A 15,869-nucleotide genomic window follows, 5' to 3' on the forward strand; every position below is an offset into this window, starting at 1 on the left:
GTAGACATAACCCTGGTCGAGCCATACGGGTTCTTTGGCAGTTGCCTTAAGCGTGAAGATACACCCCCTTCGGTGGTCTAATAAATCGATTCATGATTCGACATTGATGAATGATTTTCCTGCCCATCAGAAACCTTGTTAAAAAACTTCTTCTTGCTTCCAATATATTCGCATCAATCCGGAGCGATATCATTTGCGTGTTTCCGATATTCTCCATTATTTTTTATGGTACCACGTGAGACTATCATGAGGACATTAATCTGATCGACTTTTTAGGGATTTTTCGGATTTACATCGCACGGGGTTCGAGACAAGTATTCGCGTCTTCTATTGCGTGTTCATAGTGATTCACCATAACGTGTGGGATCGTCAATTCCATAATTTCCGGAACGTCATCGATCAAACGGGACACCCGGAGAAAAAGATCGGTTAATTTCTCTACAACATCGGCTAGTATCTTGACATTGTCTTCTTTCACAATTCCGTGCGCTAATGCCATGGCGTCGCGATCGGTCAAAGGAATCAAACGGCTGTGGGCCATTTGAGACGTAGCGGTTCGAACCGTTAAAACCGGACCAAATAACGAATCAATATGACAGGAAAGAGATAATTTTAAGATCGCAGATTGCCGATCGAAAGAGGAAAGTGAAGACTCTAAACCTGCTAATGCCAAAAGTTCGAATGTTTTCTGTGAGCCAATCCAAATTGGAGCATTTGTCTGCCAGGCACGCGCCAACGCCCGAGCTTGCGTCATATGAACTCGGTCTAAATCAGGCAAATGGCCCAAGGGTTGTCGCCGGTACGCGGCGTAATGGCTCACCTGAACAAGTGCTCGCACCGCCAATTCTGGAAATGGATACACCGGAATCCTAAAGGACTCTCCACGAATATAGTCTATGGGACCTGGTCCGGTCATCAAAAAGTTAGCCACAATCGGTTTGACCAAGCCAACGTCCATGACGGCGTCACGAATCGCCGCTGAAACTCCAGCGGCTTCAGAAATCCCCACCGGAATAAAAAGGACAATAATCGCGTCCACATGAGGATCCTTCAAAGCCGCATGGACTTCGTCGTAATACCGTGGGGCTAAAGCCGTAAATCCTAAGTCAATAGGAGGATGAGCCAAGTGCATGCCACCGGCCTTTAAGGCATCCACGGTAATAACGGCGGCACCAGAGGCATTAGCAATGACTTGCACACGCTTGCCAGCGGGCAAAGGCATGGAGCTCAATAACGCGGCAACATCAAATAATTCCTGCAATGTATCGGCACGGATAATACCGGTTTGTTGAAATAACGCTTTCACAATATTGTCATCGCCAAAATGTTGGGAGGCCATTTCAGGAGATAACACCGCGTCAGCACTGCGTGCACTTTTCACCACTAAAATTGGCTTATGTTGCGTGATCCGGCGTGCAATGCGGGTAAATTTTCGAGGATTACCAAATGATTCTAGGTAGAGCAAGATCATTTCTGTCGCCGGATCATCTTCCCAATATTGCAGAAGATCGTTAGAGGACACATCCGCTTTATTGCCAGTACTGACAAACGAGGATACGCCAACTCCCATTCGGCTCGCATAGTCGAGAATGGCAATCCCCAACGCTCCCGATTGACTGGCAATAGCCACCGTGCCTTGGGGAGGTAAAGTCGGCGAAAAGCTCGCGTTCATACGGACCTCATTACTCGTGTTAATGATTCCCAGGGAATTGGGGCCCACCAGACGAATTCCTTCGTGCCTCAACATTTGTGTAATGGATTGCTCCAACTCGGCACCCGCTTCATCCTGATCGGAAAATCCTGCGGAAGTAATGAGTACCGCACGGACATGCGCTTCAATACAATCCATCACCACCTGGCTAACCAAGTCCCGGGGCACCACTATCACAGCTAAATCGACCGGATCGGGGATGTCTTTAACCGAAGGATAAGCTTTGACACCTAAAATGGCCCTGGCACTTGGGTTCACCGGATAAACCACGCCGGTAAATGATGCGTTTAAGACATGTTGCAATAGTAAATGACCAAGCCGATGTGAATCGCGCGATGCTCCAATGATAGCCACAACAGAGGGTTCAAAAAAGGCACGTAATGAGGCAGCCGTGGCCAGTTTTTCCCTAGCCCCAGCTAATGCATGGATGCGTTCTGTTTGCTGCAACGGCAAAACCAGGTGAATCACACCGGAGTCTTGTTGTTCGTGGATTTCATAGCCACTATCTTGGAACACGCGCAACATGGGCTGATTTTCACTGAGTACATAGGCTTCAAACTGAAGGACTCCTCGTCTCCATGCTTGTTCAGCCAAATGCTCGAGTAATAAGGTGCCAAGTCCTCGCCCTTGAATGCGCTCATCCACAAAAAACGCCACTTCAGCCGTCGTATCGGACACCATAATATAGTGGCCAATGCCTAAAATTTGGTTTTGACTCACACAGACTAATGCCTTGCCCCGCCCTCCAGCCGATAACATGCGGTCAATTTCGGCATCATCCACCTCTTTCACCATGTGAAAAAATCGATGATAAAGAGCATCAGGAGACGCATTGCGAAATAATTCGCGTAACATTTCCCGGTCGGTCTCTGTAGGACGCGCTTCCCTAAGGTCAGCAACCCGCCCGTCTCGCAAAATGATCCGCGCCATGGCTCATCCTTCCCCGCTCTTTGTGAGTGCCTCTTCTCCATTATGAACTTCCGTCAAGAAATCTTATAATGAAACAAAAAGAGTGGATGCGAAAATGACGCAATTAGCGAAGTTTGTTTATTCCCCTTCATATACCCAATATGATTTCGGCCCGTCTCATCCCTTTAATCCGCTTCGGCTCGTTGCCACCAAAAGCCTCATCGACACCATGGGATTATTAACGCCTCACGACACGATCATACCGGATTTGGCAACCTTTGACGAACTCTTTTTAATTCATCAACCCGACTATATTGACATGGTACAGCGTTTTCAAACATATGAAGACACGCTTAATCCTAATCTTTTGCGCCTAGCACAAGATTATGGTTTGGGAACCGAAGATGATCCCGTCTTTCCGAAAATGCATCAAGCGGGATCTCTAGCCGTCGGGGGAACGCTGACAGCGGCCCGTCTGGTGGCCAGCGGACAGGTGCTTCATGCCCTGAATATTGCGGGGGGCTTACATCATGCCAAAAAGGCATCGGCCTCGGGATTTTGCATTTATAATGATGTCGCCATCGCGATCAAATGGCTTCGAGAACACACGTCATGGAAGATTGCCTATATTGATACCGATGCACATCATGGCGATGGCGTTCAACAAGCATTTTATGACGATCCTCATGTTCTCACGATCTCGTTGCATGAGACAGGACAATATCTTTTCCCAGGTACCGGCAGTGTGGAAGAACTCGGAGAGGGTGCTGGCTACGGATTTTCCCTCAACCTGCCCTTGCGTCCCTATAGCGACGATGAATCCAGCCTCGAAAGTCTTTTGTCAGTGGTTCCCCAAGCTTTAGCCGTTTTTCAGCCGGATCTCATTGTTAGTCAACATGGCTGTGATGGGCATTTTTGGGATCCGTTAACCGATTTATTAGCTTCCACCTATTTCTATGCCCAAGTTCCGTCGCTCGTGGATGCTTGGGCACACCAATTTAGTCAAGGACGCTGGATAGCCGTAGGCGGTGGCGGGTATGAACTGTTGCGTGTTGTCCCCCGGGCATGGACGTTATTATGGGCGCAAATGATTCACCAGCCGTTAGCCAATTCTGCCACCATTCCGTCTTCTTGGCTCGAACAATGGCAATCCTCTTCTCCAGAGCCCTTACCTCGCACCTTTTTGGACCGTTTGGAAGATCGGCCTACCACGCCATCATCCTTCGCCATAACCCAGCAAAACCGCCAAACCGTTTACCATCTCAAACAACTTGTTTCTTGGTTACAATAATCCTTGGATCAACAATATTAAAAAAATTTAACAGATTCTTATGTTAAGTCCATATCATCCAAAACAAACCGTGCTATAATGTAATTGACAAATATGTGAATGATTTCACAAGGAGGAATAATGATGACTCACTCCAACGAAGAATTGTGCCCGGTCTGCCACCAATATCCTGTACGGTACCAAACGCTGAAGATTACTGGCGATGTCTACGCGATTTGTGACAATTACCCCGAATGTTCTTATGTTAGCCGGCTCGAGACCCCGGCACAAGACTGGGCGACCATGCGGCCCTCCGCTTAAATTTCAAAACATCAAGAAAACACCCCACCATCACGGCGGGGTGTTTTGCGGAGGACAGATTTAATCAGTAACAGCACCTCGGCTACTACTCGACACCAGTTTACGGTATTTGACCAGTACGCCACGGGTATATTTCGGATCGGGCGGTTGCCACTGCTGGCGACGGCGTTCGATTTCTTCTTCGGGCACATTCAGCTGTAAAAGACGCTTATCCGCATCAATGGTGATAGAATCCCCTTCTTGCACTAAAGCAATCGTGCCTCCCACATAAGCTTCTGGAGCGACGTGTCCCACGACTAAGCCGTATGTGCCGCCGGAAAAGCGTCCATCCGTAATCAGACCCACACTATCCCCTAGCCCCGCGCCAATCAGTGCGGATGTGGGGGACAACATCTCCCGCATTCCAGGCCCTCCTTTGGGACCTTCATAACGAATAACAATGACATCACCGGGATGAATCTGGTTCGATAAGATCGCTTCCATGCAAGCTTCTTCGGAATCAAACACGCGAGCCGGCCCGGTAATATGGTGTTGCTTAATCCCAGAAATCTTGGCGACCGCTCCTTCTTCCGCCAAATTTCCCTTCAGAATACTTAAATGTCCACTTGGGTAGATGGGGTTACTCCAGGAATGAATCACATCTTGATCGGCCCGGGGTTCAGGAGGCACGTCTTGCAACAAGTCGCCCAATGTCTCGCCTGTAATGGTTAGGACATCGCCATGAAGGAGTCCCCGGTCCAACAACATGCGCATCACCTGTGGAATTCCTCCGGCCCGATGAAGGTCGGTAGCAACATAACGCCCTGAGGGTTTTAGATCGCATAACACCGGAACACGTTGCCGGATGACCTCAAAATCATCAAGACTTAAGGGGACTTCCGCCGCGTGAGCAATCGCTAAGAGGTGCAAAACGGCATTGGTTGAGCCGCCTAACGCCATGACAACTGATATCGCATTTTCAAAAGCTTTTCGGGTCAACAAGTCCCGGGGACGAATATTCTTCTGAATCGCATTAACCAAAATGCGCGCCGACAATTCGGCACTATCCGCCTTTTCATCATCTTCTGCTGCCATCGTAGACGAATATGGGGCACTAATGCCCATGGCTTCAAACACCGAAGACATCGTATTGGCGGTATACATCCCCCCACAAGATCCCGCCCCAGGACAGGCACGCCGTTCAACTTCCAGCAGTTCTTGATAGTCAATGCGTTGGGCCACATATTCTCCCACCGCCTCAAAGCTGCTGACAATGGTTAAATCACGCCCCCGGTAATGTCCCGGTTTAATCGTACCACCATAGACGAAAATGGCGGGAATATTCATCCGGGCAAACGCTATCATGGCACCGGGCATGTTCTTGTCGCATCCACCGATTGCCAATACGCCATCCATGCGCTGTGCTTGACAGACCGTTTCAATGGAATCAGCAATCACTTCCCGGGATACTAAGGAATAATGCATTCCTTCGGTTCCCATTGAGATTCCATCACTGACGGTCGGAATACCAAACACTTGCGGCATCGCACCCGCTTCCCGTAACGCGCGTTCGGCCCGCTCGGCCAATCCTCCTAACCCGATGTTACAAGGGGTAATACTACTGAACCCATTAGCAATCCCTACAATAGGCTTCTCAAAGTCATCATCTCCAAAACCTACTGCCCGTAACATGGCACGGTTGGGAGACCGTTGAATACCTTGAGTAATTGCGCGGCTACGCAAATTTTCCATGAGCATCGTATCCTTTGTGATGTGGTATTGAGAGGCAGTTAAAATATTTTCATAGATTATACCATACACTGTTTATTCACATTGATTTGATTTTTTTACGCAAGATGACCCGGCACCTCGTTTTGCATCATCTGATTGGTGCGCCCATTTGTCTTCAAGACAAACGAAAAGGCCCTCACAGGCCTCACGTTATCAAACACGTTATGCGTTTTTGAACGGCTCTTTGGAAATTACGAAACTTGTTTATCACGAAGATGAATGACGAGCCCTAGACCTTGTGGGGACTTTTGCGCGTTCTTCAACAGCTGGCGGCAGTAACGCCCCGTTCCATAAGCAATCGTCCATACCAATACCAGAGCGGCACCAGCAACAACCACCACGAAAGCCAGAATAATACCACTTAAGAACATCACAAAAGGCATCTGCATTTCCCCCTTTACTATAAATAACGCCACAAACTCGTTAAGGGTTTCCTTCAGACGACCTTTTGTTAAAATTTTTATGGCAGTTGCTAGCTAGAGAAGAAAAGACTGCAATGTATCACGCAAGTCCTTTTCGGAATGAGCCACCTGCCACTGGGGATCTTTAGGCCATAGGGGCTTGGGTACATACCATAGAGCCTGGATAAACTGGATACCACTTTGCCGAGCCGCTTCTTTGTCATTCATCGTATCCCCAATTAAAATGGCATCTTGAGCGGGAACATCTAATGCTTGCAAGATTTTGACAATCCCATCGGGGTGAGGTTTCGGCCGCTCAACATCCTGAGCCGTAATAATCATGGAGAAGTAATGGGATAACTGGAAATAATCAAGGGTTAAACTCGTAGTATCACGTTCTTTATTCGTCACGATCGCTAAGGGAATATGCTGCGCATGTAATTCTTTCAATAAGTCAAGGACCCATGATTCAATCTGCAACTGATTGTGCCCCTGGACATAACATTCCAGGTAATCTTGGAGGACTTTTTCCCACTGGTCACCAAATTTTTGGCGAAAAATAATCGATTCACCCGGCCCAAACAGCGCGTGGACTGCTTCCGTCGAGATTTCTGTATTCCCATACTTCTGAAACATTTTCTGAAAGCATGTCGTAATCAAGGGCACGGTGTCAAGCAGCGTGCCATCTAAATCAAATAATAAAGCGGCCAAAATGACCCTCCCATCTACTGGTCTTTATCGAGATTTTTCACGGTAAACCGTAATTCATGACTGCGGGGGAATTCTCTGGGAATGATATCTTTTAATAAGGCCTCGGCTTCACGTTCATCCACGTGCCACTCTTGACGGACATAGCCGTCTTCAGCAACCCGCAACTGTCCTTCCCTGGTCCGTTCTACATGCACGGCCCGATCCTTTTTGAAATTGAGAATTTCTAGTCGCGTTTGAGGTTTTAAGCGGTGGACCATTTGAATGGCCGTTTTGACAGCACTTCGTGCCGCAACCTTGCTCATGAGATATCGCCCCTTTAATTTCTTTAGTTTACCAAGGTGAACTGGGGTCGTCATCTTAAAATTTTGCCATTTAATCCGATGACGATTTGGACTTCTGGACTGTGGAAACAGCCATGGGCAATGGCGCCTTTAAACTGTGCCAGATCATCCCAGCAATCACCAAGCCTATGCCCAGCTCGTCATATCCCCTAAGAGTCCCCGACAAGTGAAAAATTTGCGCCAGGACAACCGTGAAAACAATTTCCATAGACTGTGTGGCTTCGATTTTTGCAAGAATCACGGGATGACCATGGGCCTGGTCGGTGGCGCCAAAGAACAAGGCCGTGGCAATCACGCCAGAAGCCATAGCCACAATAAACGTCTGTTCCCATTGCCAAACAGGCGGAGGACCAACCGTTTTCATCCCTATCGCCGCTAAGACTATCCAAAATGGTAAGCTGCCAAGCGTCATACCGAATATCCGGGCAGGTGCATGAACTTGCCCTTGAGTCCACGCCATCATTTCGCGATTACCTAAGGGATACGCCAAGGCAGCCACCATGACGGCAACGAAACTGCCCACTTGTTGTCCGCTCATTGATAGTTGACCATGCCACTGCACGATAAAAATTCCCAACAAGATTAAGACAGACGGCCAAAGTGATCGCCATGGGATAGGTTGGTGGGTTGTCACAGGAACCAATAAACTCCCGAATACGATCGTTAATTGAAACGTCGCAGCGATCGCCCACGACGGGCCATATTGCGCGGCATACGTGAGGGGCCCGTAAAATAAACCGAATCCAACCGTGCCCCAGATTATCCACGGCCAAATATTTTTACGCATAAGTCGGAACAAGGAGCCTAACTCACGTTGGAGTAGCACCCACAAGAGAAACAGCGGGACTGTATAAAAATAGCGAAGGCTGCTACTAAAAAGCCAGCTTCCGCCATGAACCGCCATCAGTTGATTCACAACAAACGTACTCGCAAAAAACAACGAGGCTAAGACACCCAAACCAATAGCTTTCAACACACGGCCCCCTGTTAATAGCCACTAGGATAAAGAGATGGTGCGTATCCCATCCGCTGTGAACGCGGTAATAGCCCAGATTCCACATTCACGGGCCAAGATTTTAGCTTCATCAAAGTATAGTCCCACATTTTCCGGCTCATGCGCGTCAGACGCCAACGTCACACGTAAATGGGCTTTAGCGGCTTCTTGCAGTAACAGCGGGTCCGGATAAATTTCTTTGATGGGACGGCGCAATCCTGCGGTATTGATTTCTAAAGCGACCTGATGATCCGCTAATGCTTCCACAAATAAGCGGTACCAGGGGCGTAATACATCACTGGGAACTTCGGCCAATCCATAAATTTTAGGTAAATCGGGATGGGTTATGGCGTGGAATAGTCCCGACGTCACCGCTTTAATCGAATACTGATAGTATTTAGCCCATATCTCCTCGGAATCTCGCATCAGATATTGATCTTTCATGTCACTGACATCAAGTCCAAAGTCGTCGATGAAATGAATGGAACCGAGAACAAAGTCCCACGAATATTGCCGTAAATAGTCGCGAATTCCATCTTCCTGTTCGGGAACATAATCCATTTCCAATCCCACCGCAATGGGATACTTATGGCGAACCTGGTCAAGAAACGCGGTGTATCCTTTAAGAGGGTATAAGCAGCGCTTTTGCGACCATTCTCCCGGTAATAACCCGGCGCTTTCCAAAAAGCGATAGCCATGTTCAACGATACCAAGGCCCCCAACATGTCGTGACGTGGCGACGGCAAGAAATTGTTCCAACCAGGATTCAGGATATTCAAGGGGTGAATAGGGGCCGTGCTCCATGTGTACATGTTGATCAAACCACATTCATTGTCGTCTCCTTCAGGACCTGCCATTTCGACGTTTCTTACTCATACCAATGTGATTCATCATACTTGGTATAGGTCGCGATAAAGGCCGAAATGTAGGCTATAGTCATGGATAGCCCCATAATTAAGACGCCGAGTTGTTGATCAGCCAGAGCTGAAATCCCAAAAATTCTTGGCGCATGAATGTAAAACTGATAAAAGGGCTGGGTTGTGTCAATAATGTAGACTAATGCTGGCATCATCAAATCGAAATTAAAGAAAATGTAAACCAGTTGATAGCCACGGGAAATCATGCCCAATTCCGGCAGAGTTCCGCCTTTTCGTACCACACTCAGTTTGCGCGATCCTTTTTGTAATACGGGAGACATAACCGGCCACCACATAAAAATGGCCGAGAACAACATGACATACGACTCTAAAACGTACACCCAATCGTTTCGCAAACTGGCATCCAAAAATGGAGGCCACTCGATAGCCGAGAAAATCACATTAAACGTGATAATCGCAAAGGGGGGATTGGTTGCCACCCGTAAGACCTTGTACCAAAATCGGGTTTTCCACAAACTTTGAATCATCCATTGAGGAATTCCCGCTAATAATAATGGTGGCAAGACCATGCTTAATAGGGCATATTGAACCATATGTCCGGAAAACAAATAATCATCCGCGATTAACTTTAATGGTGTCCCCATGGCTAAATAAAAGACAACTAAGGCCGAGATAAAATAAACCTTTTGCATGGTTGGCACCGGCGGAAGATTTTCGCCAAACCGGTGTTTTAATGGCCCTAACAACTGAAAATAGACAACCAGTAAGATTATGACGAGAAGCATAACTTCTGGATGCCATAACGCAAAAAAGTTATAATGCTGAAACAGAAATGCCATGATATACCCTCGCTCATTCTAGTTGAAAATCATTGATGTCCTCCATTATAGCCCTTTCTTTTGAAGTTCCCACAGAACCTAAGTCCTTAGGCGTCGTTACTTGAATACCGGCGCTTTACGCACTTTGGTGGCTTGCTCAAAAGCATAGGCCAGTTGGATCAGGAGCGATTCCTGAAAAGCCCCAGCCGTAAAGGTCAAACCCAACGGCTTTCCTGCCTGGGTATATCCCATGGGTACCGTAATAGAAGGATAACCCGCTCTGGCTGCAATGTCTGCTCCTCGGTTATTCATAAATATTAACGCATCGAGACGGTAATCCTCTAGGGTTTTGTCAATGCCTTGACGTTGTGACCACTCCAAATCACGACGACGGGCCATAAGATAGCGGGCATCCGTCAATCGGCCCTGGGTTGCAAAGGACTCCATTAAAACAGATTGTCCATAACGCAAAGCGTCTTGACTATGGGCATTGTTGAAATCTATCACATCTTTAAGCGTTTTGGGTCCGTTGCTTGTCCACTTGTTTAAATAAGCATTTAATGCCGCGGGAAATTCGTAAAGAAGCACATCATAAGTCCAGTTTTCGTTAGCGGTTTCGATATTGGCGGGATCTACAATTTCAGCACCAGCATTACGCAGGACCTCAAGAGCTTGGTCAAAAATTGCCCGTTCTTCATCAGTCGCCTGATCAAGATACCGTTGGCGGGGAACACCTAAACGTCTTTTTTGCAATCCATCCGCTATTAAATCTCGCCGGTAGTCAGGGAATCCCGGTGCCAGGGCCGTTACGGGATCTTCGGGATCAAATCCTTGGATAACCGTTAACAAGATGGCGGCATCAGTCACCGTAGTGGCCATAGGACCAGCCGTATCTTGCGAATAAGCTATGGGCACAATGCCGGATCGGCTGACTAATCCGATTGTGGGTTTGATGCCCACCAACGAATTTTGGCTTGAAGGACTCAATATGGATCCTGACGTCTCCGTACCTAAAGCCACAGGCGCAAATCCGGCTGCGATAGCTGCTCCAGATCCTGAACTGGATCCGCCAACGTCAAAAATTCCGGGGCCATAGGGATTCATGACTTGTCCCCCGTGAGAGCTGTAACCATTAGGCATATGGTCGGACATAAAATTAGCCCATTCTGTTAAGTTGGTCTTTCCCAAAATCATGCCTCCGGCCTCGCGAATTTGCTTAATAACGAAGGCATCTCTTAGGGCATAATTATCTTTAAGAGACAACGAGCCTGCTGTGGTATGCATATCCCCATCAACAGCAATATTGTCTTTCACTAATACGGGCACACCAGCTAATAGTCCGCCATGCTGGTACCGTGCGACTTTATCGGCACGCCGAGCCTCGGCTAACACATGCGGATTCAATTCCAAGACAGCATTGATCCGCTCGTTATACTCGGCAATGGTCGTTAAGAATTCCCATAACCACTCTTGCGCACTGATCTTACGCTGCCTCCAGCGGTCTTGAAAGGTTGCAATCAGGGACATGTTGGATAAGCCTGAATCTTATAGAAGGCAAAAAGATTGAGGGACATCGTGGCTCCTCATAATTCTGGGTCAAGAACACTTAGGCACCCATATTAAATAGCGCGTCATATCTTCAGCTTTTGCTTCTAAAAGACCAGACGTTCCTCCTCTCGCGTTTCATTCGGTCCTATTTTGAAGGCTCTAAAAAGTTTACGGCATAAGATTCCCACAAATTTATATCGAGAACACTTGGGATATTTTAATTATAAAACTCCTTTTCAGAGCCGAAAATAAAAATATCAAGCTTTAGGCACGGTGTTTCCTTCCCTGCAACAGAGATTTTCTCGTTTACTAATACGAGTTGGCTCCTGGCGCATCATTTGACGATGATACCCCATAGGGGTATCATGAATTCGAATTATGGCCAAGCAATCTCTGACCAGAGTTCGCAATATCTCAGGTGTTGTGTTGTCATATGACGGCAAAAGCGTCACCATATATGAGAGGGCTCGATATTTTTAAGCTATTACGGGAAAATAACATATCATGACTATTTAACCAACGAGGTGAAATTATGGATGCTCGCAAAGTCATCATTTTAGGAACCGGGCCGGCAGGGCTTACGGCAGCAATTTACGCAGCACGCGCGAATCTCAGCCCTTTAGTTATAGAAGGCAATGAACCCGGGGGCCAATTGACTCTGACGACCGAAATTGAAAATTTTCCTGGCTTCCCTGATGCCATCATGGGACCCGATTTGATGGAAAATATGCGGAAACAAGCCGAACGGTTTGGGGCCGAATTTATTTTTGGTATGGCAACATCCGTGGATTTACAGACACGTCCGTTCCGTGTTGTGGTGAATGAAGCCGATGAATTTTTTGCGGAATCGCTGATTATTTCTACAGGAGCCTCCGCGAAAATGCTCGGCATCCCAGGCGAAGCTGAAGCGTTAGGGCATGGCGTTTCCACCTGTGCGACCTGTGATGGATTCTTTTTCCGTGACAAGAAAATTATTGTCGTCGGCGGTGGCGATTCAGCCATGGAAGAAGCCACATTTCTGACCAAATTTGCGTCGGAGGTGACCATTGTGCACCGCCGTGATACCTTGCGCGCATCCAAAGTCATGCAGGAACGGGCCCACAACAATCCTAAAATTAAGTGGATGATGGATGTCACGCCAGTCTCAGTGAAGTCTGAAAACAACCATGTCGTTGGGTTGGAAGTTCGCGATAACAAAACAGGCGAGACCAAGGTCCTAGACACGGAAGGGATTTTTGTGGCGATTGGTCATAATCCGAATACCGCTTTTCTCAATGGACAGGTTGAAACCGATAAAGTGGGATATATTATTACAAACCCGCACAATACCGCCACGAGCGTTCAAGGTGTATTTGCTTGCGGAGACGTTATGGACTCCCATTATCGTCAAGCCATTACGGCTGCGGGAAGTGGCTGCCGCGCCGCCATGGATGTAGAAAAATATCTTGAAGGCTCATTTGTCTATGATTGGTCCATGAGTGGCACGCACTAGAATTCAGGCCGTTCCCGATTTCAGGGAACGGCCTGGCTGTTGCATACCGAAATATCCTATCTTTCATGTATAATTATGCTGTTTTTCTGACGGGTTCACACAATTCGGGCATGAAGATTTTTGTTTGACACCCCGGAATGGATACTGCACTATATAGGGGATACTCCCCCAAAAATTTAAGGAGGAAGCATATGGCCCATGTAATTACTGGTTTATGCCAAGACACCAAAGACCAGAGCTGCGTCGAAGTTTGCCCTGTTGACTGCATTCATCCAGCCCAAAGTTTGGACGGTGACGAAGCTTACGAAGCGGCTCCCCAGCTTTATATCGATCCCGATGTGTGTATTGACTGCGGGGCTTGCGTTCCGGAATGTCCAGTTGGTGCCATTTTTATGCAAGAAGATTTGGCGCCCGAAGATGAAAAGTACATCGAGATTAACGCCGCTTATTATCGCAAATAATTGACACAAGCCTAGGACATGCCTAGGCTTGTTCTTTGTCATACACCACTTGCTTCACAGATGGCCGTGAGGATTGTCCAGGTTTTACATAACCCCATTGCGAGTATGCAATCAACCGCTTCCCCCAATTTATTCCCGGTTTCTCAATATATCTAAAACTGAGTTCACTTACAGCCAGACTCAATGCTCCTGCGACGAATAATCGCAAGACAAACCCTTGCAATGTATGCGTATTCGCAAAAGACCAGTCACTGACTTTCCCTAAAATAAACCAGTGGGTCAAATATAAACTGTAACTACGGGTTCCAATATATTGCAACACCTTATTGTGCACTAACCATGACAAACCGGAGTAATCTTTCCAAGTCAGCCAAACCAATAAATAATTCGGAATCACCCATAAGAGATTTGCCATTTGGAAAGACCACTCATGCCACCCGAGAAACAAGGCCCACATGAGCCATAATGTGCTCCAACCACGCAAAGTCGGTTCATGATCGAACTTCACCATCCCGAGTCCGGCCGCGAACCATATTGCCTGAGTAGGAAAACTCCATAGTAAAAAGGAATGAGCCCAATGTGGCCAAGTAAACCAAAGATGCTGCAAAATAATGGGCCATAACACAGCTCCCATCAAACCCCATACGAGAAAAGTCCATGCTGATACTTTGGGAAAAATACGCCGCATAACAAAGGGGAATAATGCGTAAAACGTCATTTCCACACCGATAGACCATTCGACACCAATCCACGAATTTTGAAACCAGGGAACCCAGCCAAACACGAATGTCACATGGGCCAACAAATTTTCCCAAGTAAAGATATGCCCTTGCATTGTCGTGGGAACAACCGTAGGATTTCCCGTGGTCCATAACCCTGTGACCAGCAACATTAGATAAAATAACGGAGCGATGCGAAAAAATCTTCGGGTCCAAAAAGCTTTTGCTGGCGCGGCATCCTTGTGATGGCGATATTGCCAACTCAAAACTAATGTGAGCGCGGACACCATGTAAAAAAGCCCAACCCCTTGGTCACCTTGACCCACGAAACGCATCCACCAGGGACCGTAAAATGGCCGGATTATCGCAGCATGAAAGACCATTACGCTTAAAATAGCTATTCCCCGTAGTGCATCCAGCCTAGCATAGCGCGGAGGAGAAGAACCAACCCAACCCTTTTGTTGCCGACCGCTCGTACCACGTATCACACGCTGTCCTCCTTCATCGCAAAATTTCCTCATGAGGATTGAGCGTATGGGGTAAAAGTGGTGGCCACCACATGGCTATGCTACCAAGTTCATATCCATCGATCTACCCAAAATGGTCAAACTTCAGGCAGACTTCAGGAACATTAGAAGTAGAAGGAGGCTGGATAACCAGCCCCCTTACCTACAAATCGTCATCTTATCCTGAAATCGACGGAGGTTGTGGCGTATTAGCACCAGTTCCAGGCCTTCGTGATGTCCTTTGTGATGATTTTTCATCACGATCAATGCTCATCGCGACTTTGCGCAGGGTGAGCAATAAGATCGACATGACCACAATCTGAAAAATCCACCAGGCGGGATCCCACCAATGCGGGACGCCTTCGCTGTAGGGCATTTTCAGCGGTAGTGTCGGCCAAAATCCGCCTCCCATATCGTTTCGTCTCCTCTCTGGTCTCAAATAATGTAGACGGCGAGCCAGCTCGCAATCCACGCTAGCGCCACATAAATCCAGAAGTAGACACTGGCTTCCGCCGTCCAAAACCGTTCGGGAGCCATGTTCTGGCGGACATTGCGGAGAATACTAATCCCCAGCATTATCAGCCCAATCACGGCATACACCAGATCCGCCCCCAGAATCACATAGTACATTTCTCCAAAGCGGGACTGGGGCGACACATACCGCATCCCCCACTGGTACACAAGGCCTAAAAGCGCCAAGAGCCCCAACCCCGCCGCGATTTTGAGGCGGGATCCCACCCGATCCCGGTCTTGCAAGTGGCGGCCGGCCTTGACCGCTTGCCAGGCGACGAGGGCACTGACCGCCATCAAGGCGGCAACCACCACGCCAAAGCCTTGGTTGGCTTGCGGTGCCACATACGTGCCGTCATAGAGATACTTCGCCTCAAACAAGACGACGAACGGCACAATTTGGGTGGCAATAAAGACCAGCATACTAAAGCGGACCGCCCGGTAATTATGCGGGGTAATCGCCTCACTGCGGCGCTCGACAGGCATTTCGGGTTTATTCACCATCGTTG

General features: G+C 47.8%; 16 protein-coding genes. 4 read left to right on the plus strand and 12 right to left on the minus strand.

Annotation, left to right across the window (positions count from 1 at the left end; translation table 11 throughout):
- Nucleotides 1-289: 289 nt before the first annotated feature.
- On the minus strand, nucleotides 290-2,641 hold the full coding sequence (locus tag B8987_RS02185) for a bifunctional acetate--CoA ligase family protein/GNAT family N-acetyltransferase (protein WP_020376308.1): 2,352 nt from the start codon (nucleotides 2,639-2,641) through the stop codon (nucleotides 290-292).
- A 94-nt stretch (nucleotides 2,642-2,735) separates the two neighbouring features.
- Between B8987_RS02185 and B8987_RS02190 the strand changes: the two genes are divergently transcribed.
- Nucleotides 2,736-3,911 (plus strand): acetoin utilization protein AcuC, encoded by a 1,176-nt coding sequence (locus tag B8987_RS02190; protein WP_020376309.1) that lies wholly within the window; start codon nucleotides 2,736-2,738, stop codon nucleotides 3,909-3,911.
- A gap of 120 nt (nucleotides 3,912-4,031) precedes the next feature.
- Entirely contained in the window at nucleotides 4,032-4,211 is a 180-nt protein-coding gene (locus tag B8987_RS19300; protein WP_139061678.1) for a hypothetical protein, read from the plus strand.
- Nucleotides 4,212-4,271: 60 nt separating this feature from the next.
- On the opposite strand, the gene ilvD is transcribed toward B8987_RS19300, so the two are convergent.
- From ilvD to B8987_RS02230, 8 genes are all read right to left on the minus strand, one after another.
- Entirely contained in the window at nucleotides 4,272-5,942 is a 1,671-nt protein-coding gene (gene ilvD / locus B8987_RS02195; protein ID WP_020376310.1) for a dihydroxy-acid dehydratase, read from the minus strand.
- 230 nt (nucleotides 5,943-6,172) lie between these two features.
- Nucleotides 6,173-6,364: a hypothetical protein gene (locus B8987_RS02200; RefSeq protein WP_020376311.1), complete on the minus strand. Its 192-nt coding sequence runs from the start codon at nucleotides 6,362-6,364 to the stop codon at nucleotides 6,173-6,175.
- Between the two features lie 93 nt (nucleotides 6,365-6,457).
- Nucleotides 6,458-7,093: an HAD family hydrolase gene (locus B8987_RS02205; protein WP_020376312.1), complete on the minus strand. Its 636-nt coding sequence runs from the start codon at nucleotides 7,091-7,093 to the stop codon at nucleotides 6,458-6,460.
- A 14-nt stretch (nucleotides 7,094-7,107) separates the two neighbouring features.
- Nucleotides 7,108-7,395 (minus strand): hypothetical protein, encoded by a 288-nt coding sequence (locus tag B8987_RS02210; RefSeq protein WP_020376313.1) that lies wholly within the window; start codon nucleotides 7,393-7,395, stop codon nucleotides 7,108-7,110.
- Nucleotides 7,396-7,465: 70 nt separating this feature from the next.
- Complete coding sequence (locus tag B8987_RS02215; protein ID WP_020376314.1) at nucleotides 7,466-8,407, minus strand: DMT family transporter; 942 nt, start codon at nucleotides 8,405-8,407, stop codon at nucleotides 7,466-7,468.
- 24 nt (nucleotides 8,408-8,431) lie between these two features.
- Entirely contained in the window at nucleotides 8,432-9,256 is an 825-nt protein-coding gene (locus B8987_RS02220; RefSeq protein WP_020376315.1) for a histidinol-phosphatase, read from the minus strand.
- A 40-nt stretch (nucleotides 9,257-9,296) separates the two neighbouring features.
- Nucleotides 9,297-10,145, minus strand: coding sequence for a cytochrome c oxidase assembly protein (locus tag B8987_RS02225; protein ID WP_020376316.1), 849 nt, complete (start codon nucleotides 10,143-10,145; stop codon nucleotides 9,297-9,299).
- A 96-nt stretch (nucleotides 10,146-10,241) separates the two neighbouring features.
- The gene (locus B8987_RS02230) at nucleotides 10,242-11,651 is read right to left on the minus strand and encodes an amidase family protein (RefSeq protein ID WP_020376317.1); all 1,410 of its coding nucleotides are present in this window, start codon (nucleotides 11,649-11,651) and stop codon (nucleotides 10,242-10,244) included.
- A 553-nt stretch (nucleotides 11,652-12,204) separates the two neighbouring features.
- On the opposite strand from B8987_RS02230, the gene trxB reads away from it, so the two are divergent.
- Nucleotides 12,205-13,164, plus strand: coding sequence for a thioredoxin-disulfide reductase (trxB, locus tag B8987_RS02235; RefSeq protein WP_020376318.1), 960 nt, complete (start codon nucleotides 12,205-12,207; stop codon nucleotides 13,162-13,164).
- Between the two features lie 191 nt (nucleotides 13,165-13,355).
- Nucleotides 13,356-13,625, plus strand: coding sequence for a 4Fe-4S dicluster domain-containing protein (locus tag B8987_RS02240; protein WP_020376319.1), 270 nt, complete (start codon nucleotides 13,356-13,358; stop codon nucleotides 13,623-13,625).
- A 22-nt stretch (nucleotides 13,626-13,647) separates the two neighbouring features.
- On the opposite strand, the gene B8987_RS02245 is transcribed toward B8987_RS02240, so the two are convergent.
- From B8987_RS02245 to B8987_RS02255, 3 genes are all read right to left on the minus strand, one after another.
- Nucleotides 13,648-14,832 (minus strand): acyltransferase family protein, encoded by a 1,185-nt coding sequence (locus B8987_RS02245; RefSeq protein WP_020376320.1) that lies wholly within the window; start codon nucleotides 14,830-14,832, stop codon nucleotides 13,648-13,650.
- 196 nt (nucleotides 14,833-15,028) lie between these two features.
- Nucleotides 15,029-15,262, minus strand: a complete 234-nt coding sequence (locus B8987_RS02250; protein WP_020376321.1) for a hypothetical protein — start codon at nucleotides 15,260-15,262, stop codon at nucleotides 15,029-15,031.
- 23 nt (nucleotides 15,263-15,285) lie between these two features.
- Nucleotides 15,286-15,864, minus strand: a complete 579-nt coding sequence (locus tag B8987_RS02255; protein ID WP_020376322.1) for a cytochrome c oxidase subunit 3 family protein — start codon at nucleotides 15,862-15,864, stop codon at nucleotides 15,286-15,288.
- Nucleotides 15,865-15,869 lie beyond the last annotated feature (5 nt).

Source organism: Sulfobacillus thermosulfidooxidans DSM 9293 (assembly GCF_900176145.1).
GTDB classification, from domain to species: Bacteria; Bacillota; Sulfobacillia; order Sulfobacillales; family Sulfobacillaceae; genus Sulfobacillus; species Sulfobacillus thermosulfidooxidans.